Below are 19,838 nucleotides of genomic sequence, written 5' to 3' on the forward strand. Positions count from 1 at the left end.
GAAGGGGGCGGGGTGCGGCTGGGGGCGGTTCTCCTGGGGGTACTCGCCTTCGCGGCGGAAGTTCTCGGTCATGGATACGACTGTGTCCGCGGATCATGAGAGCCGTCTGAGTCCCCGCTGAGAAGCCCGACAGAACCGCGTATGCCCGATATAAGCCCGCACTGGGCCCGTTGACCGCCGACGGTCTGGAAGATCGCGTCGAAAGGGGACGTGTCAGCGGCAGCCGCAGGAGCGGCGGATCACCAGCGCCGACGGGAACTGCTTCAGGCGCTCGCGGCGGGAGCCGGCCACCCGCAGGGAGTCGTCCAGGACGAGGTCCACCGCCGCGCGGGCCATCGCCGGGCGGTCCGAGGCGATCGTGGTGAGCGGCGGGTCCGTCAGCGCCGCCTCCTTCACGTCGTCGAAGCCGGCCACGGCCAGTTCCCCGGGCACGTCGATGCGCAGCTCGCGCGCGGCCCGCAGTACGCCGATCGCCTGGTCGTCCGTGGCGCAGAAGATCGCCGGCGGCCGGTCCGGGCCGGCCAGCACCTCCAGGGCGACCTTGTACGCGTCGTAGCGGTTGTACGGCGCCTGGAAGAGCCGGCCCTCCACCGAGCGGCCGGATTCGAGCATCGCCCGCCGCCAGCCCTCGACGTGGTCGGCCACCGGGTCGCCGACCTCGGGGGTGTTCTCGACGCCGCCCAGGCAGGCGACGTACGGGTGCCCGTGCTCCAGCAGGTGCCGGGTGGCGAGCTGCGCGCCGCCGATGTCGTCCGTGACGACCGCGACGTCGTCGATGGCCTCCGGGCGCTCGTGGAGGAGGACGACACGGGCGTCCCACGCCTCGATCTCGGTGGCGGCCCGCTCGCTCATGCCCTGGCTGACCAGGATCAGTCCGGAGACCCGCATGCCGAGGAAGGCCCGCAGGTAGTGGACCTCGCGCTCGTCGCGGTAGTCGGAGTTCCCGACCAGCACCATCTTTCCGCGCTCGGCGGCGGCCTGTTCGACCGCGTGCGCCATCTCCGCGAAGAACGGCTGGCGGGCATCGGGGACGATCATGCCTATGAGGTCGGTGCGCCGGGACGCCATCGCCTGCGCGACCCGGTCCGGGCGATAGCCCAGTTCCTTGATCGCGGCGAGGACACGCTCGCGCGTGGCCGGGGCAACCGGCCTGGGTCCGTTGTTGATGACGTAACTCACGACGGCGGTGGAAGTACCCGCAAGTCGTGCCACATCATCCCGCGTCACCTTGGCCACGCGCGGCAGTCTACGCGGGGTGACCTACCTCTGGGCAGGGCGTCCGGAGGAGGTCATTCCCACAGCCCGTCTAGTCCATTCGGGTGAGCGCCGCCGCGGCCCCTGCCGCGGCCTCCGCCGCCGCCTTCGTGGCCGCCTGGGCCGCGGCCTCCGCCGCCGCCCGCTCGACCTTCTCCGGGGTGACGAAGCGGTAGCCGACGTTGCGGACGGTACCGATCAGCGACTCGTGCTCGGGGCCGAGTTTCGCGCGCAGCCGCCGTACGTGCACGTCGACCGTGCGGGTGCCGCCGAAGTAGTCGTAGCCCCACACCTCCTGGAGGAGCTGGGCGCGGGTGAAGACGCGGCCAGGGTGCTGCGCGAGGTACTTGAGCAGCTCGAACTCCTTGAAGGTGAGGTCCAGGACCCGCCCCTTGAGCTTCGCCGAGTACGTCGCCTCGTCGACCGACAGGTCCCCGTTGCGGATCTCCATCGGGGAGTCGTCCGAGCCGAGCTGCTGGCGCCCGGTGGCCAGGCGCAGCCGCGCCTCGACCTCGGCCGGTCCGGCGGTGTCGAGGAGGACGTCGTCGATGCCCCAGTCGGCGGTGACGGCCGCGAGGCCGCCCTCGGTGACGACGAGGATCAGCGGGCAGCCGGGCCCGGTGGAGCGGAGCAACTGGCACAGCGACCGCACCTGGGGCAGGTCGCGGCGGCCGTCGACGAGGATCACGTCGGCGCCCGGGGTGTCGACGAGGGCGGGGCCCTCGGCCGGAGCCACCCGGACGGTGTGGAGCAGCAGGCCGAGTGCGGGCAGCACCTCGGTGGACGGCTGCAGGGCATTGGTCAGGAGCAGGAGGGAGCTCATGCCCGACCACCTGCCCGGTTCGGGCGGTGGGGTGCGTGCTTGTGCGCACACACGGTTCGCTGGTCCATCACGTCGGTTCCTCCTCGGTCCCGTCGAGGACTTTCGCGGCACTGCTTCGTACGACTTGCCCGGTGTCCGCCGTTCCCCGCGCCCTGAGGTCCGGGTGGACACCACTGTTCTCGGTTCGTTCAACGTGCTGAAAGCACAAAAGGACCCGGGGGCTACGTTGCCCGGATCCTCTCGGCAGCAGAATAGCCCACCCACCCCCGCGGGGCCGAGGGCTGGAGCGGAGGCTCTTCTGTGGTTCGCACCACCCCCGCGACCTGCTCGTGCGCTGGTTTCACCGGATCGACGGACTCCCCGGGGGCCGCTCGGGCGCACGCGGGGCGCGCGGAGGCACGCCGGGATCGGCGGCGCGAGGGTTCATGATGGAGGCCGACGGCAGAGCGCCGACGAGAGGAGCGTGCAGTGGCAACCGGAACCATCCGCTACTGGGCGGCGGCCAAGGCCGCGGCCAAGACGGCGGAGGAGCCGTACTCGGCGCGGACACTGGCCGAGGCGCTCGACGCCGTACGGGAACGCCACCCCGGGGAACTCACCCGGGTCCTGCTGCGCTGCTCCTTCCTCGTGAACGAAGAGCCGGTGGGCAAGCGCCCGCACGATTCCGTCGAGCTGACCGAGGGGGGCACCGTCGAGGTGCTCCCGCCGTTCGCGGGCGGGTGAGCGGAGTCCGATGAGCACGCCCGAGGAACAGCAGCAGGAGCAGCAGCGGCAACAGCGGCTGTACGAGCAGCAGCAGGCGCAGTACCTGGACCCGCAGGCGCAGTACGGGGACCAGCAGGGCCGGTATCCGGACCCGCAGGGCCAGTACCAGGATCCGCAGGGCCAGTACCAAGGCCAGCAGCAGTACCCGCAGCAGCAGCTCGAGCAGCCGGACCCGTACGGGACCCAGACCTGGCAGGCCTCGACGTGGGACACCTCCCACCAGCCGGTCCAGAGCCCGCTCGACGGCGTCCCCGCGCAGTACCCGGACCCGTACGCGGCCGCGCCGGACCACTGGTTCCGCGAGGAGCCGCAGGCCCCCGCGGACCCGCAGGCGGGCCGGGCGCAGCCCCAGGGCCCGGCCGACGGGCCGGCCTGGGGCGAGGCCGCCTACGCGCCCTCCTACCCCGGCTCCTACCCCGGCCCGATGGACCCGCCGCAGCAGGTGAGGGAGACGGCCGCGCCGGACCACTGGTTCCGCGAGGAGCCGCAGGCCCAGGCCCAGGCGCAGCCCCAGGCGCAGGAGTGGGTGGACCCGACGGCCTACCTCCCGCCGCAGGCCGCGGCGGCGGCCGCGGCCGACCCGGCGCAGGCTCCGGGACCGGCACCCGCGCAGGCACCCGCCCCGGAGCCGGGGACGGCCGAGGAGGAGCCCGCCTGGTCCCCGCCCACCCTTGCCGGCAACACCCTGCGCGCGGTCGACCCCGCCCAGGCCCGCGCGGAAGGCCGCTCGCCGATCATCGACCCGGGCCCGCAGGCGGCCATACTGACCGCCGCCCTCGGGCTGGTCATCGCCGCGGCCGCGGCCCTCGGCAAGCTCGCGCTGCTCGCACCCCTGATCGCGCTCCAGGGCCTCACCGCGGCCGGCTGGTTCCGGCTGAACGGCATGTGGCCGGCCCGCCAGGGCATCGCGCTGGCCTTCGCCGGGGCCGTCGCCGCCGACGTGGCCGTGCTCGCGGTGGACGAGGCGTACGGGCCCGGTGCGATCATCGGCACGCTCGGCGCCTGGGTGCTGCTCACGCTGGTGCTCCAGCTGCGCAGCCAGGCCGATCCGGACGAGCGGATGTACGGGCTGATGGCCTCGGTGGCCTCGGCCGCGCTGGCCATCGTGTGTGCCGGCTACCTCGCGGCCGGCTCCGCCGCCGTGAGCGTGGGCGCGGCCGCCGTGGCGGTGGCCGTCTTCGCCCGTGCGCTGCCGCTGCCCACCGTGCCCTCGGTCGGCGTCTCGCTGGCCGCCGCGGCCGGCGCGGGCATCGCGGTCGGCGGGCTGACGTCCGTCGGCGCGGGCGGTGCGCTGATCGGCCTGACGGCCGGGGTGTGCGCGCTGATCGGGCTGCGGGTGGCGGCGTACGACTACCCGTCGAAGTTCGTCCACATGACGGCCGGTGTCGCGCTGCCGCTGGCCGCGGCGGCTCCGGCGGTCTACCTGATCGGCCGGGTGGTGGGCTGAGGCCCCCGCACCCTCCGGCCCCCCGCAACCCCACCCCTCCGATGGCATGTTCACGGCGCCCTGACGCCGGGTCATGGTCCACTGTGTCGCTGAAACCGATCGTCTGGGGGGTGGGCACGTGCGTGTCCTGCGTGTCGTTGTGATCATCGGGGTGGTCCTCGGCGGCCTCTTCGTCGGCCTGGACCGCTGGGCGGTCGGCTATGCCGAGGACCGGATGGCCGACCGGATACGGGCCTTCCAGGACCCGTCGGTGGGGGTGGACGTGGACATCCACGGGTTCCCCTTCCTGACCCAGGCGCTCTCCCGCGACCTCGACCGGGTCGACCTGAAGATGGACGGCCTCGACGTCTCGACCGAGGAGGGCCGCAAGACGCACCTCTCCCGGCTCGAGGTCGCCTTCCGCGGAGTGGAGCTGAACGGCGACTACACGGGCGGCACCGCCCGGAGCGCCGAGGGCTCGGCCACGGTCACGTACGCCGATCTGAGCGCGGCCGCGCAGCCGGGGGTGACCGTCGCCTACGGCGGGGCTCCGGGCAAGGTGAAGGTGACCGCGAGCGTGGAGTTCCTCGGCAAGACGCTCAGCCGCAGCGTGGTGTCGACGGTCTCCCTCGTCGACTCCGGGGACGGCAAGGGGGCGAAGACCGTCCGGGTGCGTGCCGACCGGGTGCCGGGCGAGGGCCTTCCCGGGATCGAGGCCGCGGTGCGCAAGAAGACCGACTTCGAGCGGCGGCTCGACGGCGGTCTGCCGTCGGGGCTCGGGCTGACGGCGCTGACCTCGGACGAGGCGGGCATTCACCTCACCGTGGGCGGTGCGAATCTGAAGTTGGCCGGATCGTGAGACGGGTCGGTCCGATCCGCAGATGGGAGGGGCCGTACGAGGGCCCCCGGAGGCCGTGGCGGAGCCGTCGACCCCCATCTGATCCCACTATGCGGACGATCCTGTCTCGGTATATGACACGGCGGTGACAGGGCGGCCGATTCGTCCCTACGATCCATGGCTATGAAGCATCAGCAGGCGGACCTCACGAAGCGACGGGCAGTAGACCTGTGTCGCGTCGCCGCCATGCTCTGTCGATCCATGTGACGTGTGAGCGCATCCCGCTCCATAGCCGGACGACAGCCTTCCGCTTTCCCGTGTGACCACTACTGCTCCCGCCCTCCTGACGCCTCCCCGCAACAGGATCCGTCCGGGGGCACCTCCCGGCGGTAGCTGGGGGAGCACCCGGAAGCACACGCACCCAGCACCACCAGCACCACCCCGCCGCACACTGCCCCGGAGGAGAACACCATGAGCCGCAGCGACGTCCTTGTAGACGCCGACTGGGTCGAGGCCCACCTGAACGACGCCAACGTCGTCATCGTCGAGGTGGACGAGGACACGTCCGCGTACGACAAGAACCACATCACCAACGCCGTCCGGATCGACTGGAAGAGCGACCTCCAGGACCCGGTCCGCCGCGACTTCGTGGACCAGGAGGGCTTCGAGAAGCTCCTCTCCGCCAAGGGCATCTCCAACGACGACACCGTCGTCCTCTACGGCGGCAACAACAACTGGTTCGCGTCCTACGCCTACTGGTACTTCAAGCTCTACGGCCACCAGGACGTCCGCCTGCTCGACGGCGGCCGCAAGAAGTGGGAGCTCGACTCCCGCGACCTGGTCGACGGCACCGAGGTCCCCAGCCGCCCGGCCACCGAGTACAAGGCCAAGGCCCAGGACACCTCGATCCGCGCCTTCCGTGACGACGCGGTCGCCGCGATCGGCACGAAGAACCTGGTCGACGTCCGCTCGCCCGACGAGTTCTCGGGCAAGCTGCTCGCGCCGGCGCACCTCCCGCAGGAGCAGTCGCAGCGTCCGGGCCACATCCCGAGCGCCCGCAACATCCCGTGGTCGAAGAACGCCAACGACGACGGCACCTTCAAGTCCGACGAAGAGCTGACGGCCCTCTACCAGGCCGAGCAGGTCGACCTGGCGAAGGACACCATCGCCTACTGCCGCATCGGTGAGCGCTCCGCGCTCACGTGGTTCGTGCTGCACGAGCTCCTGGGCCAGGAGAACGTCAAGAACTACGACGGCTCGTGGACCGAGTACGGCTCGCTGGTCGGCGTGCCGATCGAGCTCGGCGCCAACAAGTAGTTCCGGGTACCCAGCGTTCCGGGTACCCAGCGTTCCGGGTACCCAGCGTTCCGGGTACCCAGCGTTCCGGGTACCCAGCGTTCCGGGCACCGAGCATTCCGGGCACGCGACGCCCGTAGTCATACCTCTCTAGGACAGGACAGAGAACATGTGTGGAGCACAGATCGGCGGGCCCGACCTCGCGACGCTGAAGCCCGGTGAGACCGCCATCCAGGGTCAGGTGACCAAGGACGGCGAGCCCATCAGCGGCTACGTCCGCCTGCTGGACTCGACCGGCGAGTTCACCGCGGAGGTCCCGACCTCGGCGACCGGCCAGTTCCGCTTCTACGCGGCCGAGGGCTCCTGGACGCTGCGGGCGCTCGTGCCCGGAGCCCAGGCGGACCGCGCCGTGGTCGTCGTCGAATCCGGCGGCGTGACGGACGTGGCGATCGCGGTCTGAGTACCGCACTGGTGTGACGAAGGGCCGTACCCCGAGGCCGGGGTGCGGCCCTTCGTGCCGTTCCGGGGCGGGCGGCCCTACGCTGGAGGCATGTACGCCCGGCGCCGGCGCGCCTACTTCCTGCTCATGGGCGGATGCCTGTTCCTCTTCGTCTCCGCCTGGTCCTTCGTGCGCCTGTGGTCGGTCGAGGCCGCGGTCGCGCTGTGCGCGGTCGCCATGGTCATCCCGCCGGTCGCCGCGATGGTCGCGAACCGGCGCGGGCCCGACGACCGCTGGTGGGACGACCCCTCGGGGGACGCGAAGTCCGACGAGTGGTGGGACGAACTGGATGGAAAGCGGCGTCCCGAGGACTGAAACCAGTCGAGATAAAAATGTAATAAGCATGCGTACAACATCATCCCGCAGCAAGGTGTCATCTCTGTACGCGGTCAATCGACCCGCGACACCAGTCCTGTGGGGGAACTTCCCTTGGAACACGAACAGACCCTTCCCGACCAGCGGAAAGAGGAGGAGAGCACCCCGGAACAGGGCACTTTGGACCTCGTCGCGGCCACCCCCCGACGCCGTCGCGGGCGCCGTACGGTCCTCCTGATCGCCGGCGCGGCCGTCCTCGGCGTCCTGGCGGGCACGGTCGCCGGCTACGCCGTCCAGTACGACCGCGAACCGACGCCGCTGGCGCCGCTGGCCCAGGCGGACCTGGTGTCCCCGAAGGCGCTCGCGCCCGACGACGCCACCACGAACAAGACGATCAACGCCAACCGCTGGCACAAGACGGACGACGACCTCGCGAAGCTGCTGGTCGAGGCGCCGGGCGGGGCGAAGGCCGAGGGTGCGGGCTACGAGCCCATCGAGTACTTCGCGACCTTCTTCAAGCAGCCGGACCGTCAGCTGGGCTACCTCGCCGAGCAGGACATCCGGCGGATCGCCTCGGTGAGCTGGGCGGTGGACGACACCACTTTCGTCGACGTGCGGCTGATCCAGTTCAACGACCGCTCCGGGGCGGACGACTACCAGACGAACCAGTCCGACTACATGCCCCAGGTCGAGTACGCGGGCAACGGCGGCGTGGACATCCCGGGCACCCCCTCGGACCTCGGGCACGTCTGGGTGGACTCCAAGGCCGACGAGAAGCCGGGGTACCTCCCGATGCGCGGAGCGCGCGCCATCGCCCGCCGCGGCGACATCGTGCTCGACATCCAATTCGTGAACAACCGCGGCAAGATCAGCGAAGGCGACGTCGTGGACCTGGCCAAGCGACAGCTGGAGCGACTGTGACCGAGCCGCAGAACGACGTGACCCCGGACGGGGCAGCGGCCCCGACCCCGTCGCCCGAGGCAGGCCCGGCCCCCGAGGCGGCCCCGGCGCCCGAGGTAGCCCCGGCGCCCGAGGTAGCCCCGGCCCCCGAGGCGCCGGCAGCCCCCGAGGCAGCCTCGGCCCCCGAGGCAGCCTCGGCCCCCGAGGCGGCCCCGTGGGGGGCCCATCTCGCCGCGCCCGCCCGGCCCGCGCGCAAGGTCAACCGCAAGACGATCGTCCTGATCGCCGCCGGCGTGGCCGCCGCGGTGCTCCTGGGCGGCGGCGCATGGGCGTCCTCCGCGATCGCGGACGCCGACCGGGACGCGCCCACCGCCTACTGGATCCCCATCGGCGAGGAACCCCCGAAGCGCGAAGCGCCCGGCTCCGTGCCGACGAACGCCATCTCGGGCAAGCTGCTCCCGCTCCCGTCCGGTTTCGTCCTCGGCCCGGACCTGGAGGAGGACGGCAACAACTTCTTCGTCTCCGGCGAGAAGGCGGTCGAGGGCATGAAGGAGACCCGCAGCGGCCTGACCAGCTCCGAGCGCAAGGACCGCGACAAGACGCTGGCCGAGCTGAAGCTCAAGGGCCTGGCGGGGCGCAGCTACGTCAACGAGAAGAGCAACTGGTACGCCGAGGTCCGCATCATGCAGGCCGACCCGAAGGCCGTGGGCGCGTTCTCCGAGGTCAGCAAGAAGTTCCTCGACTTCACGGGTGACGGCCGCGAGGCGCCGAAGGTGGACGGGTTCCCGGACGCCAAGTGCTCCTTGGAGGCGATCGGCGAGAAGGACAAGGAAAAGATCGATTCCATCGACTGCGTGGCCGTCGAGGGCGACGTGATGGTCACCTTCCGCGCCTACGGGCCCAAGCCCTTCTCCACCGCCGATGCCGTCACGTTCTTCAAGAACCAGATGAGCCACCTGAAGTCCCCCGGGGAGTCCGTGTGACCGAGCAGAACACCACCGGAGCCGCGCCGGCGTCCCCCGAGGACGCCGTGCCGCAGCCCGCCGTGGCCACGGACGCGGTCCCCGACGCCGCCCCCGACGCCGCCGTCGCGGCCCCCGCGCAGGCTCCCGAGCCCGTGGTGCCCGCCCAGGCGGCGGCGCCCGCGGTCGAGAGCGCCGGCCCCGCGACCGAGGGGTGGGCGGCCCCGGCCGCCCCCGTCGCCCCCGCCGACGCGGCGGCGCAGGCCGACGCGTTCGCCGCCGACCCGCTCGCGGCCAACCCCTTCGCGGCCCCGGAGGTGCCGGCCGCGCCCAAGGACCGCCGCAAGCTGTTCGCCGCGCTGCGCTGGACCGCCGCCGTCCTCGTCTTCGGCGCCGTCGGCACGGGTGTCGCGTACGAGGTCACCCAGCCGGAGCGCACCGACATCCCGGGCCTGTCCACCAAGGCCGACGGCCGCTGGACCTACCCGGCGCTGGCCAAGCCGGTGCTGCCGCCGGGCGCCGCCCTGCCGTTCGCCAAGGACAACCCGGACGGCATCCACTACGCGGGCCTCACCGAGCTGCTCCTGCCGGCCCCCACCGGCTCGACCCCCGACTCCGCGCTGAAGCTGGAGAAGGACGGGGTGGTGACCGTCGACACCTTCCTGGAGGAGTACGACGCCGCCGCCCGCGAGAAGCTGAAGGAGGAGTTCGGCAACGAGGGGCTGCGCCAGATCACCGCCCGCGGCTGGACCACCCCGGACGGCACCCGCACCCGTGTCTACCTGCTGCGCTTCCACGCTTCAGGCTTCGTGGACAAGTTCGGCGGCTGCGGCTCCACCGCCAAGCTGAACGGCGTCGTGCGGCTCCAGTCCGACGAGGACTGGCGCAAGGCCAAGAGCTCGCAGCGCATCGAGGTGGGCAGCGACGGCGCGTACACCGGCGCCGCCAGCGGCTCCCGGAGCGCGAGCGAGGTCAGCCTCTACAAGGAGGCCAAGCCCACGGGCGACGAGCAGACCGCGCTCGGCTGCCTCCAGGCCGGTGACGTCCAGGCCGTGATCCTGCAGAACCGCAAGGGTGAGGTGGCGACCGTGCCGTTCCACCAGACGGTGATCCTCCAGTACCAGCTCCTCGGCTAGTACGGGCTAGTACGAGGGGCGCGTCGTACGGCCCACCTCACAGAGTGCGCCGGTCCCCAGGCCAGTAGGCTTGGGGACCGGCCCCGTAACGCCACTCACACTCCGAGGAGCACCCCGTGCTTGAGGCAGTCTTCACTTCCCTGCTGGTCCTGGTCGTCGTCGGTGTCATGGCCTTCACCGGACTGGCCGTGAAGAAGCTGTACCAGGGCCAGCGCTGATCGTCTGATCGGCCGCCGCCCGCCCCGGACACCGCAACCCCTCCCACAGATCGCCTGAGCAGCCATTCATGATCCAGATCCCGTCCGACCTGAACCCGAGCCTCGTCCCCCTCGCCTTCCTCCTGGGCAATTGGGAGGGCGCGGGCGTCTTCGACTTCCCCGGTGAGGAGAAGTGCAACTTCGGCCAGGAAGTCGTCTTCAGCCACGACGGCCGGGACTTCCTGGAGTACCACTCGCACTCCTGGGTCCTCGACGCCGAGGGCAACAACGTGCGGCCGCTGGAGTCCGAGTCCGGCTTCTGGCGCATCGACGGCCAGCGCAAGGTCGAGATCGTCATGGTCCGCGACCAGGGCGTCGTGGAGATCTGGTACGGCGACCTCGCCGACCAGAAGCCGCAGATCGATCTGGTCACCGATGCCGTGGCCCGTACCGCCACCTCCCGTCCGCACAGCGGCGGCAAGCGGCTCTACGGCTACGTCAAGGGCGACCTGATGTGGGTCGGCGAGAAGACCACCCCCGACATCGAGCTGCGCCCGTACATGTCGGCCCAGCTCAAGAAGGTCGTCACGCCCGAGGAGGTCGCCGAGATGGCGCGCAACCTCCCGGACATGCCGGACGACGGCATCGCCTTCTTCCGCTGAGCCGCCGAGCCGCCGAGTCGCCGAGTCGCCGAGCCGCCGAGCCGGCCCGTGAGCCCCCTGCCGCAGCAGCCGTAGGGGGCTCCCGCGCATCCCAGGGGTGCTCGGCCAGTCATGGCGGCCCGGGCCGAGGCCTACACTGGCCGGGTGGTCACCACCGACAGCACGGACAGCGCCGGGACGATCGACAGCGGCGACTGGAAGAGCGACCTGCGCCAGCGCGGATACCGCCTGACGCCGCAGCGCCAGCTCGTGCTGGAAGCCGTCGACGCCCTGGAGCACGCGACCCCGGACGAGATCCTCGTCGAGGTGCGCAAGACGGCCTCCGGGGTCAACATCTCCACGGTCTACCGCACGCTGGAGCTCCTGGAGGAGCTGAAGCTGGTCTCGCACGCCCACCTCGGGCACGGGGCCCCCACCTACCACCTCGCCGACCGGCACCACCACATCCACCTGGTCTGCCGGGACTGCGCCGACGTGATCGAGGCGGACGTGGACGTCGCCGCCGAGTTCACGGCCAAGCTCCGCACCACCTTCGGCTTCGAGACCGACATGAAGCACTTCGCGATCTTCGGACTCTGCAAGAAGTGCGCCGCCAAGCACCGGGCCGAGCAGCGGGACGGCCGGCCCTAGGTCCGTCCCCCGCAGGGTCGTAGGCTGGGTGGCATGACCAGCAGCCCCTTGCTCCATCTCCCCGGCGCCGTCCAGGCCGAAGGCCGCGACGAAGGCGTCGCCGCCCACTACGGAGAGCTCTACGGAGAACAGCGCACCCTCGCCGAAGGCCGCGGCTTCGTCGACCTCTCCCACCGCGGGGTCGTCACCGTCACCGGCCCGGACCGGCTGAGCTGGCTGCACCTGCTGATCACTCAGCACGTCACCGAGCTTCCGGCCGGCCAGGCCACCGAGGCGCTGATCCTCTCCGCGAACGGGCACATCGAGCACGCGCTCTACCTCGTCGACGACGGCGAGACGACGTGGATGCACGTCGAGCCCGGCACCCAGGAGGCGCTGCTCGCCTACCTGGAGTCGATGAAGTTCTTCTACCGGGTGGAAGCCGCCGACGCCACCGCGGACTTCGCCGTCGTGCACCTGCCGGCCGGATCCATCGCCGAGGTCGCCAAGGAGCACGCCGTACGGGAGACCGCGCACGGCCGCGACGTCTTCCTGCCCCGCGCCGAACTGGAGGCCTTCGCCGGCACCCACGGCCCGGCCGCCGGCCTGCTCGCGTACGAGGCCCTGCGCGTCGAGGCCCACAGGCCGCGGCTCGGCCTGGAGACCGACCACCGCACCATCCCGCACGAGCTGGGCTGGATCGGCACCGCCGTGCACCTGCAGAAGGGCTGCTACCGCGGCCAGGAGACGGTGGCCCGCGTCCACAACCTGGGGAAGCCGCCGCGCCGGCTGGTCTTCCTGCACCTGGACGGCTCCGATGTGCTGCTCCCGGCCCACGGCACGCCCGTACGGCTCGCCGCGGACGGGGAGGAGGGCCGTCAGCTCGGCTTCGTGACCACCTCGGTCCGCCACCACGAGCTCGGCCCCATCGCGCTCGCGCTCGTCAAGCGGAACGTTCCGGTGGACGCGCCGCTGCTGGTCGGGAAGACGGCCGCCGCGCAGGAGGTCGTCGTGGCCCCCTGACCAGCAGGTCAGCAGGTCAGCAGGTCAGATGTCGATGACGATGGTGAACGGGCCGTGGTTGGTCAGCGAGACGCGCATGTCCGCACCGAACCGGCCCGTTTCCACCGTCGCGCCCAGCGCCCGCAGTTGTGCCACGACCTCGTCCACGAGCGGTTCGGCGACCGGGCCGGGCGCGGCCGCGTTCCACGTGGGGCGCCGGCCCTTGCGGGCGTCTCCGTAGAGCGTGAACTGGGAGACCACCAGCAGCGGCGCGTTCACGTCGCTGCAGGACTTCTCCGCCTCCAGGATCCGCACCGACCACAGCTTGCGCGCCAGGATCGCCGCCTTCTCCGGGGTGTCGTCGTGGGTCACCCCCACCAGGACGCACAGCCCCTCGCCGACGATCTCCCCGACGGTCTCGCCCGCCACGACGACGCTCGCGCCGTCCACCCTCTGCACCACTGCTCGCATACCACCTGTGTACCAGGCGCTCCCCCCTTCACCCCTATGGGGTATCCGGTCGACGGCAACGGCTGACGAACGAATCAGTTGGGCCGTCCGGGGCCGATCGGGCGGACTGGGACTGCACCGGCACCACGGAGAGTGGCACGATGCACGCAGGCGGTGCCCCCAGCACCGGTCGAGGGGACGGACACGAACGCATGAACATCTCTGGTACCTCCGCACCTGCTTCTGTACCCGCTGCATCCGTCGGATCCGCGGCGTCCGCCGCACCCGCTCCATCCATCGCGCCCGCCGACCTGCCGGCGCCCCGCCCGCCCGCGCAGCGCACCGGCGCCGCGGACGCCCCGCCGACGGCGACCACCGCGCTCGGCCTGCCGGAGCTGCGCACACTGCGCCGCGACGCGCAGCGCGACGAGGCCGACCTGAGCTACGTGCGCAGGCTGCTCCAGGGCCGCATCGACATCCTGCGCGCCGAACTCGCCCGGCGCACGGACCCCGAGGCGCCGGTCGTGGACCGGCTCTCGGAGATCCTCGCGGACGCCCCGTCCACCCGCAGCGCCTCCGCCCGGCACGTCACGCTCGGCACCCCGCACGGCGAGGAGTACCGGCTGCTGGCGGCCGAGATGCTGTCCGACGTGGAACTCTCCGACCTGGGCGCGCGCACGGACGAGGAACTGCACGAGGGCATGGCCCGCCTGGTGCGCTACGAGCAGCAGGTCTCGCGGCGCCGCCAGCAGTTGCAGCGCACGGCGGACGGCTGCAGCACGGAGATCACCCGGCGCTACCGCGAGGGCGAGGCCCAGGTGGACGACCTGCTGGCCTGAGCCGGTCCGCGCGCACGGTGAAATTCGGGCGACGCGCCACGGTGGGCCGATTAGCGTGGGCCGCTATGAGCGCTGACGTCAGGCCGATCGCCGCATCCGAGATCCCCGAGTGGCTGCACGCCCAGCACACCGGTTTCCTGCGCACGCAGTGCGCGTCGGCCGCCGATGCCGAGCGGTGGGCCGAGTACGCCGATCGGGCGCGGACGCAGGGCGCGTTCGACACCTCCACCGGCCGGTGCGTGGCGACCTTCCGCTCCTTCGCGCAGGAACTGACCGTGCCGGGCGGGGCGTTCGTGCCGTCGAGCGCGGTCACGAACGTGTCCGTGCTGCCCACCCACCGCCGACAGGGCCTGCTGACCCGGATGATGGCCGCCGAGCTGGCCGCCGCCAAGGCGCGCGGCGACGTGCTGTCGACGCTGATCTCCGCCGAGTACCCGATCTACGGGCGGTACGGGTACGGGCCCGCGACCTCGGCCTCGGAGTGGGAGATCGACGTACCGCGCACCGGGCTCGACGCACGCCGGTCGGCGCCCGAGGGCGGCGGGCGGATCGAGCTGGTGGACGTGGCCGAGGTGAGGAAGGTCGGCCCGGCCCTGCACGAGCGGCTGCGGGCGGCCGTGCCCGGCGCGGTGAACCGCGACGCCCGGTGGTGGCGGCTGACCACGGGGGCGGAGACGACCGAGCACCACGCGTACGAGCCCGGGTTCCACGCCGTCCACCGGACGGCCGCGGGCGAGGTGACCGGCCTGGCCAGGTTCGGGGTGGACGACAACTGGACCGATGCGAAGGTCCCCCACAACACCCTGCAGGTCAAGCAGCTCATCGCGGTGACCCCGGAGGCGGAGCGGGCGCTGTGGCACTTCCTGTGCTCCTTCGACTGGGTGGTCAAGGTCCGCACCGGGCTGCGCGCCCCCGACGACCTCGTCACCCGGCTGCTGCCCGACGCGCGCGCCGCCCGGGCGGTGACCTCGGCGGACTGGCTGTGGGTGCGGATCCTGGACGTCGTACGGGCCCTGGGCGCGCGGACGTACGCCGTGCCCGGCATCCTCGTCCTGGAGGTCGCGGACCGGGCCGGGCTCGCGGGCGGGCGCTACCGGCTGGACGCGGGCGCGGGCACGTGCGTACCCGTGTCCGCGGACGAGCCGGCGGACCTGCGGCTGGACGTGTCCGTGCTCGGGGCCCTGTACCTCGGCGACGAGTCGGCGGTGCGGCTGGCGGCGCTCGGCGAGATCACCGAGGACCGCCCCGGGGCGGTCGCGCTCGCGGACGCGGTGTTCCGCACGGCGCGCCGGCCGTGGTGCCCCGACGTCTTCTGAGGCGGACGGGGCGGGGCGCGTGGTGAAGCGGAACCCTGAGGACGGATGGACGGACGGACTGAGGCAGTTGGCAACACTGGTGGAAACCCTGCGCGCGGCCGGCTGCGTCTTCGCGGAGGAGGAGGCGGAGCTGCTGCGCAACGCGGCCGGGGACGAAGGGCAGCTGGCGGCTCTGGTGGCCCGGCGGGTGGCGGGGGAGCCGCTGGAACACGTCGTCGGCTGGGCGGAGTTCTGCGGGCTGCGGATGGAAGTGGGCGAGGGGGCCTTCGTACCGCGCAGGCGCAGCGAGTTCCTCGTACGGGAGGCGGTGGCGCCGGCCCGGCCCGGCGCGGTGGTCCTGGACCTGTGCTGCGGGGTGGGCGCGCTGGGCGCGGCCGTGGCCGCGCAGGTGCCGGGTGCCGAGCTGCACGCGACGGACATCGACCCGGTCGCGCTCGCGTACGCCCGCCGCAATCTCGCCCCGTACGGGGGGCGGGTCTGGGAGGGCGACCTCTACGCCTCCCTGCCCGCAGCGCTGCGGGGGCGGGTGGAGGTGCTGGTCGTCAACGCCCCGTACGTGCCGACCGGCGAGATCGGCCTGCTGCCGGCGGAGGCCCGCGACCACGAACCGGCCGTCTCCCTGGACGGCGGCCCGGACGGCCTGGACATCCACCGCCGGGTGGCGGCGGGCGCGCCGGCCTGGCTGGCCCCGGGCGGCCGGCTCCTGATCGAGACGAGCGCCCGGCAGTCCCCGGTCACGGCGTCGGCCCTGACGGCGGCGGGCCTGTCGGTGCGCGCGGTGACATCGGAGGAGTACCACGCGACGGTGGTCGTGGCGTCGGCGTAGCCGTGGCCCTGCGAGAGATCCCCGAGGCGGGGAGAACGGAGAAGGCGAGTTGATCACGGAGTACCAGCGGAAGCTGCGCGAGCACTACATCGCCGCCGCCGTCATGCCGGCCCCCGAGCCGTGGCGGCCGGTGCCGGACCACAGGAATCCCGTCGGGGGACTGACCGGCATCGGCTTCGCCGTCCATCCCGACAGCGGGCACGACCTCGTCATGGCCGTGTCGAGCGCCGGCCACGGACTGTTCGACGCGGTCACCGGCGAGCGGATCGCCCGCGACCGGGATCCCGACCCCGACACCAGCACCCCCGACGCGTCGCCGGACCTCACCTGCCCCGGGCTCGGCCCGATCGAGGGCACCCGGGTCCACATCGCCGGGCTCTTCGGCGGCGGCCTGCACAGCGGCACGCCGGACGGCTGGCTCGTGGACGTGGTCAGCCCGGAGTGGCCCCACGACCGCGTGATCCTCTCCACCGACGGCCCGCCGCACGAAGGGCCGGCGGGCGGGACGTGGTGGCACGTCTTCCACTCCCAGTACTCAGAGCTCCGCGCCGTCGGCTTCTCGCCCTCCGGCCTCACCCTGGCGGTCGCCACCAGCAGCGACCTCACCCTCTGGACCCGCCCGGAGTGCGCTCAGGCCCGGTGACCGGCGCCCCGTGCGGTGGGAGTTATTGCAAGCAGGTGCTTGCAATAGTTAGCAGGGTGCGGCAGGATCGGGGCATGGCATCGCTCAACGTCGGGAACCTCGGCGAATACCTGCGCGAGCAGCGGCGGACCGCGCAGCTCTCGCTGCGGCAACTGGCCGATGCGGCGGGGGTGTCGAATCCGTACCTCAGTCAGATCGAGCGCGGGCTGCGCAAGCCGAGCGCGGACATCCTGCAGCAGCTCGCCAAGGCGCTGCGGATCTCCGCCGAGACGCTGTACGTGCAGGCCGGAATCCTGGACGAGCGGGACCGGGACGAGGTCGAGACGAGGGCCGTGATCCTCGCCGATCCGTCGATCAGCGAGCGGCAGAAGCAAGTGCTGCTCCAGATCTACGAGTCCTTCCGCAAGGAGAACGCCGCCGAGGCGGAAGCCGACGCCGGAGCCGGGGCGGCCGCCGATGCCGGCGGCTCCGATGCCGATACGACGACCCACACGAACTGAGACTGTGATCCGGGAGGACCACCGCATGGCCATCGCCGATGACCTGAAGAAGACCCTCACCGACCCGACCCCGCTCTACTTCGTCGCGGGCACCGCGGACCTGGCCGCGCAGCAGGCCAAGAAGGTGCCCGGGCTCATCGAGCAGCTGCGCGCCGAGGCCCCCGCGCGCATCGAGGCCGTGAAGAACACCGACCCCAAGGCCGTGCAGGAGAAGGCCCGGGAGGCGCAGGAGGCGGTCACCGCCAAGGTCGTCGAGGTGTTCGGCGCGATCGACCCGAAGAAGTTCGGCGAGACCGCCCAGGACCTGGCGCTGCGCGGGGTCGGCGTGGCCGCCGAGTACGCGGTCAAGGCCAAGGAGGCCTACGACAAGGTCGCCGAGCACGGCGAGCAGGCCGTGCGCCAGTGGCGCGGCGAGGTCTCCGAGGAGATCGTCGACATCGCCGTCGTCGTGGAGCCGGAGCCGCAGGCCGAGGCGCAGGCCGAGGCGCAGCAGGCGGCCGGGCAGGACGCCGCCGGCGAGGAGAAGCCCCCGGCGAAGAAGGCGACGGCGCGCAAGGCCGCGGCCAAGAAGGCCGCCGCGGAGCCGGCCGACGAGAGCTGATGCGTCGCACGGCGGGCCGGGCACCCGAGGGGTGTCCGGTCCGTTGGTGTTTGTGGAAGGGGCTCTGCCGGTAGCGTGGAGTCAGACGGCATCCGGGCGTGCGAGGCGTGAGAAGGCGGTCAGACGATGTTGATGAACGGGTTCGATCAAGGGGTTCTGCCGTTGCTCGGGTTCGCCATGCTCGCGCTCGCCGTTGCGGCCTTCGTGCTGGCGGTCATGGCGCGCGAGGACGCCTACCGCGCGGCGGACAAGCAGACCAAGACCTTCTGGCTGGTCATCCTCGGTGTCACCGTCCTCGTGGACTTCTTCCTCGGGATGCTCTTCCTGGAGATCGCCGGGCTGGTCGCCACCATCGTCTTCTTCGTCGACGTGCGCCCCGCGCTCAAGCAGGTCTCGGGCGGCGGGCGGGGCCGCAGCAGCGGCGGCAGCAGTAGTGACGGGCCGTACGGGCCCTACAACGGCGGACGGTAGACGGCGGACGGTAGACGTAGACGGTAGGCAGTTCGCCCGGGGTCTCCCCGGCCGTCCGCGGCCGTCCGCGGCCGTCTCCGGGCGGGTCAGCCCTCGGCGCGCGAGAGGAGGACGACGGCGACGTCGTCCGTCAGCTCACCGCCGTTGAGGCGGCGCGCCTCGGTGACGGAGGCCTCCAGCAGGCCTTCGCCGCTCAGCCCGTCGTCCAGGTGGCGGTTGATCATCTCGACCATGCCGTCCTGCCCGAGGCGTTCCCGGCCGGGGCCGATCCGGCCCTCGATCAGGCCGTCGGTGTAGAGCATCAGGCTCCAGGTGCCGCCCAGCTCGACCTGGCGGCGGGGCCAGCGGGCCCGGGGCAGCAGGCCGAGCGCCGGGCCGCTGTTCTCGTACGGGAGCAGCCGGGCGGGGCGGCCCGGCCTGGATATCAGCGGCGCCGGATGGCCCGCGAGGCACAGGCCCGCGCGGCGGCCGTCCGGGGCGATGTCCACCGTGCACAGCGTCGCGAAGATCTCCTCGCAGGGCCGCTCGACCTCCAGGACCTGCTGCAGGGTGGCGAGCAGGTCGTCTCCGCACAGGCCGGCCAGGGTCAGCGCCCGCCAGGCGATGCGCAGCTCGACGCCGAGGGCCGCTTCGTCCGGGCCGTGGCCGCAGACGTCGCCGATCATGGCGTGGACGGTGCCGTCGGGGGTGCGGACGGTGTCGTAGAAGTCCCCGCCGAGCAGCGCCCGGCTGCGGCCGGGGCGGTAGCGGGCGGCGAAGCGGAGGTCGGAGCCCTCCAGGAGCGGGTGCGGCAGCAGGCCGCGCTCCAGGCGGGCGTTCTCCTGGGCGCGCAGTTTCGATTCTGCGAGCTTGTACTGGGCGATGTCGGCCCGTTTGCGCTCCACCGCGTAGCGGATGGCGCGGCTCAGGAGCCGCCCGTCGAGCTCGTCGCGGAAGAGGAAGTCCTGCGCCCCCACCTGTACGGCCTCGGCGGCGCGCTCCGCGTCCCCCTCGGAGGTGAGGACGAGGACGGCGTGGCGGGGGGCGATGCGCAGCACCTCGCGCAGGGCGCCGAGCGGGTCGGCGCCGTCGGCCGGGCCCGGCGGGCCGTGCGGCAGCGCGAGGTCGAGCAGCACGCAGTGCACGTCCGGGGTGAGCAGGCGGGCGGCCTCGGTGAGGTTGCGGGCGCTGCGCAGCCGGATGCGGTGGCCGTCGGCGTCGAGGATCTCGGGGACGGTGAGTCCGCCGGCGGGGTCGTCCTCGATCACCAGCAGGTTGAGCGACGACTGGCCGCCCGGACCGCTCTCGGTGGCCGGGATGTCCCTCTGCCGCGGTACGGGTACGGGCATCGTCTCCGGTTCCTTCCCGCCCCCTCGGGGGGTCGCTCGTCCGGCGACCCTAGCGGGCGGGGTGGGGAGAGCGGAATGCCGGGCCTGGCAGGGGGCTCCGTCATATGCCGTTATCGCGGGGGAAAGTCAGTGTCACCGAATGACCAACGTCACGGCGTCGCGGTGTCGTGTCCCGCCCAC

Annotated in this window: 23 protein-coding genes; 19 read left to right on the forward strand and 4 right to left on the reverse strand. The window is 72.3% G+C overall.

Annotation, left to right across the window (positions count from 1 at the left end):
* Positions 1 to 213: 213 nt before the first annotated feature.
* Both DRB89_RS10905 and DRB89_RS10910 read right to left on the reverse strand, forming a co-directional pair.
* Positions 214 to 1,236, reverse strand: coding sequence for a LacI family DNA-binding transcriptional regulator (locus DRB89_RS10905; protein ID WP_112449114.1), 1,023 nt, complete (start codon positions 1,234 to 1,236; stop codon positions 214 to 216).
* 70 nt (positions 1,237 to 1,306) lie between these two features.
* Positions 1,307 to 2,077 (reverse strand): response regulator transcription factor, encoded by a 771-nt coding sequence (locus tag DRB89_RS10910; RefSeq protein WP_112449115.1) that lies wholly within the window; start codon positions 2,075 to 2,077, stop codon positions 1,307 to 1,309.
* Positions 2,078 to 2,545: 468 nt separating this feature from the next.
* Here DRB89_RS10910 and DRB89_RS10915 point away from each other — a divergent pair, with 468 nt between their 5' ends.
* From DRB89_RS10915 to DRB89_RS10970, 12 genes are all read left to right on the forward strand, one after another.
* Positions 2,546 to 2,800 (forward strand): MoaD/ThiS family protein, encoded by a 255-nt coding sequence (locus DRB89_RS10915; protein ID WP_112449116.1) that lies wholly within the window; start codon positions 2,546 to 2,548, stop codon positions 2,798 to 2,800.
* A gap of 10 nt (positions 2,801 to 2,810) precedes the next feature.
* Entirely contained in the window at positions 2,811 to 4,289 is a 1,479-nt protein-coding gene (locus DRB89_RS10920) for a hypothetical protein (protein ID WP_239516087.1), read from the forward strand.
* 118 nt (positions 4,290 to 4,407) lie between these two features.
* Positions 4,408 to 5,127 carry a DUF2993 domain-containing protein gene (locus DRB89_RS10925; protein WP_112449117.1) on the forward strand — a complete coding sequence of 240 codons (720 nt, stop codon included), beginning with the start codon at positions 4,408 to 4,410 and terminating at the stop codon, positions 5,125 to 5,127.
* Positions 5,128 to 5,577: 450 nt separating this feature from the next.
* Entirely contained in the window at positions 5,578 to 6,423 is an 846-nt protein-coding gene (locus DRB89_RS10930) for a sulfurtransferase (protein ID WP_112449118.1), read from the forward strand.
* A 148-nt stretch (positions 6,424 to 6,571) separates the two neighbouring features.
* Positions 6,572 to 6,862 (forward strand): DUF1416 domain-containing protein, encoded by a 291-nt coding sequence (locus tag DRB89_RS10935; protein ID WP_112449119.1) that lies wholly within the window; start codon positions 6,572 to 6,574, stop codon positions 6,860 to 6,862.
* 90 nt (positions 6,863 to 6,952) lie between these two features.
* Positions 6,953 to 7,216: a DUF3099 domain-containing protein gene (locus DRB89_RS10940; RefSeq protein ID WP_112449120.1), complete on the forward strand. Its 264-nt coding sequence runs from the start codon at positions 6,953 to 6,955 to the stop codon at positions 7,214 to 7,216.
* A gap of 114 nt (positions 7,217 to 7,330) precedes the next feature.
* The gene (locus DRB89_RS10945) at positions 7,331 to 8,137 is read left to right on the forward strand and encodes a hypothetical protein (RefSeq protein WP_239516088.1); all 807 of its coding nucleotides are present in this window, start codon (positions 7,331 to 7,333) and stop codon (positions 8,135 to 8,137) included.
* Positions 8,134 to 9,099, forward strand: coding sequence for a hypothetical protein (locus DRB89_RS10950; RefSeq protein ID WP_239516089.1), 966 nt, complete (start codon positions 8,134 to 8,136; stop codon positions 9,097 to 9,099). The genes DRB89_RS10945 and DRB89_RS10950 overlap by 4 nt, the downstream gene beginning before the upstream one ends.
* Positions 9,096 to 10,214, forward strand: a complete 1,119-nt coding sequence (locus tag DRB89_RS10955) for a hypothetical protein (RefSeq protein ID WP_239516090.1) — start codon at positions 9,096 to 9,098, stop codon at positions 10,212 to 10,214. The genes DRB89_RS10950 and DRB89_RS10955 overlap by 4 nt, the downstream gene beginning before the upstream one ends.
* Before the next feature lie 286 nt (positions 10,215 to 10,500).
* The gene (locus tag DRB89_RS10960) at positions 10,501 to 11,073 is read left to right on the forward strand and encodes an FABP family protein (protein WP_112449123.1); all 573 of its coding nucleotides are present in this window, start codon (positions 10,501 to 10,503) and stop codon (positions 11,071 to 11,073) included.
* A 180-nt stretch (positions 11,074 to 11,253) separates the two neighbouring features.
* Positions 11,254 to 11,703: a Fur family transcriptional regulator gene (locus DRB89_RS10965; RefSeq protein WP_112453469.1), complete on the forward strand. Its 450-nt coding sequence runs from the start codon at positions 11,254 to 11,256 to the stop codon at positions 11,701 to 11,703.
* Between the two features lie 33 nt (positions 11,704 to 11,736).
* Positions 11,737 to 12,705, forward strand: coding sequence for a folate-binding protein YgfZ (locus DRB89_RS10970; protein ID WP_112449124.1), 969 nt, complete (start codon positions 11,737 to 11,739; stop codon positions 12,703 to 12,705).
* 24 nt (positions 12,706 to 12,729) lie between these two features.
* Here DRB89_RS10970 and dtd read toward each other — a convergent pair whose 3' ends face one another.
* Positions 12,730 to 13,155: a D-aminoacyl-tRNA deacylase gene (gene dtd / locus DRB89_RS10975; protein WP_112449125.1), complete on the reverse strand. Its 426-nt coding sequence runs from the start codon at positions 13,153 to 13,155 to the stop codon at positions 12,730 to 12,732.
* 191 nt (positions 13,156 to 13,346) lie between these two features.
* Between dtd and DRB89_RS10980 the strand changes: the two genes are divergently transcribed.
* The 7 genes from DRB89_RS10980 (at position 13,347) to DRB89_RS11010 (ending at position 18,330) form a co-directional block, all read left to right on the forward strand.
* On the forward strand, positions 13,347 to 13,973 hold the full coding sequence (locus tag DRB89_RS10980; RefSeq protein ID WP_112449126.1) for an AmfC protein: 627 nt from the start codon (positions 13,347 to 13,349) through the stop codon (positions 13,971 to 13,973).
* A gap of 65 nt (positions 13,974 to 14,038) precedes the next feature.
* Positions 14,039 to 15,289, forward strand: coding sequence for a GNAT family N-acetyltransferase (locus DRB89_RS10985; protein WP_112449127.1), 1,251 nt, complete (start codon positions 14,039 to 14,041; stop codon positions 15,287 to 15,289).
* Positions 15,290 to 15,347: 58 nt separating this feature from the next.
* Positions 15,348 to 16,115: a putative protein N(5)-glutamine methyltransferase gene (locus DRB89_RS10990; protein ID WP_112453470.1), complete on the forward strand. Its 768-nt coding sequence runs from the start codon at positions 15,348 to 15,350 to the stop codon at positions 16,113 to 16,115.
* Positions 16,116 to 16,164: 49 nt separating this feature from the next.
* The gene (locus DRB89_RS10995; RefSeq protein WP_112449128.1) at positions 16,165 to 16,758 is read left to right on the forward strand and encodes a hypothetical protein; all 594 of its coding nucleotides are present in this window, start codon (positions 16,165 to 16,167) and stop codon (positions 16,756 to 16,758) included.
* A gap of 74 nt (positions 16,759 to 16,832) precedes the next feature.
* A complete protein-coding gene (locus DRB89_RS11000; RefSeq protein WP_112449129.1) occupies positions 16,833 to 17,258 on the forward strand; it encodes a helix-turn-helix transcriptional regulator in 426 nt (141 codons plus the stop codon).
* Between the two features lie 25 nt (positions 17,259 to 17,283).
* Positions 17,284 to 17,859: a hypothetical protein gene (locus DRB89_RS11005; RefSeq protein WP_112453471.1), complete on the forward strand. Its 576-nt coding sequence runs from the start codon at positions 17,284 to 17,286 to the stop codon at positions 17,857 to 17,859.
* A gap of 126 nt (positions 17,860 to 17,985) precedes the next feature.
* Positions 17,986 to 18,330, forward strand: a complete 345-nt coding sequence (locus DRB89_RS11010; protein WP_112449130.1) for a DUF2516 family protein — start codon at positions 17,986 to 17,988, stop codon at positions 18,328 to 18,330.
* Between the two features lie 86 nt (positions 18,331 to 18,416).
* Here DRB89_RS11010 and DRB89_RS11015 read toward each other — a convergent pair whose 3' ends face one another.
* Positions 18,417 to 19,658, reverse strand: a complete 1,242-nt coding sequence (locus DRB89_RS11015) for a PP2C family protein-serine/threonine phosphatase (RefSeq protein WP_112449131.1) — start codon at positions 19,656 to 19,658, stop codon at positions 18,417 to 18,419.
* Between the last annotated feature and the right edge of the window lie 180 nt (positions 19,659 to 19,838).

This window comes from Streptomyces sp. ICC4, assembly GCF_003287915.1.
Classification (GTDB): Bacteria; Actinomycetota; Actinomycetes; order Streptomycetales; family Streptomycetaceae; genus Streptomyces; species Streptomyces tritrimontium.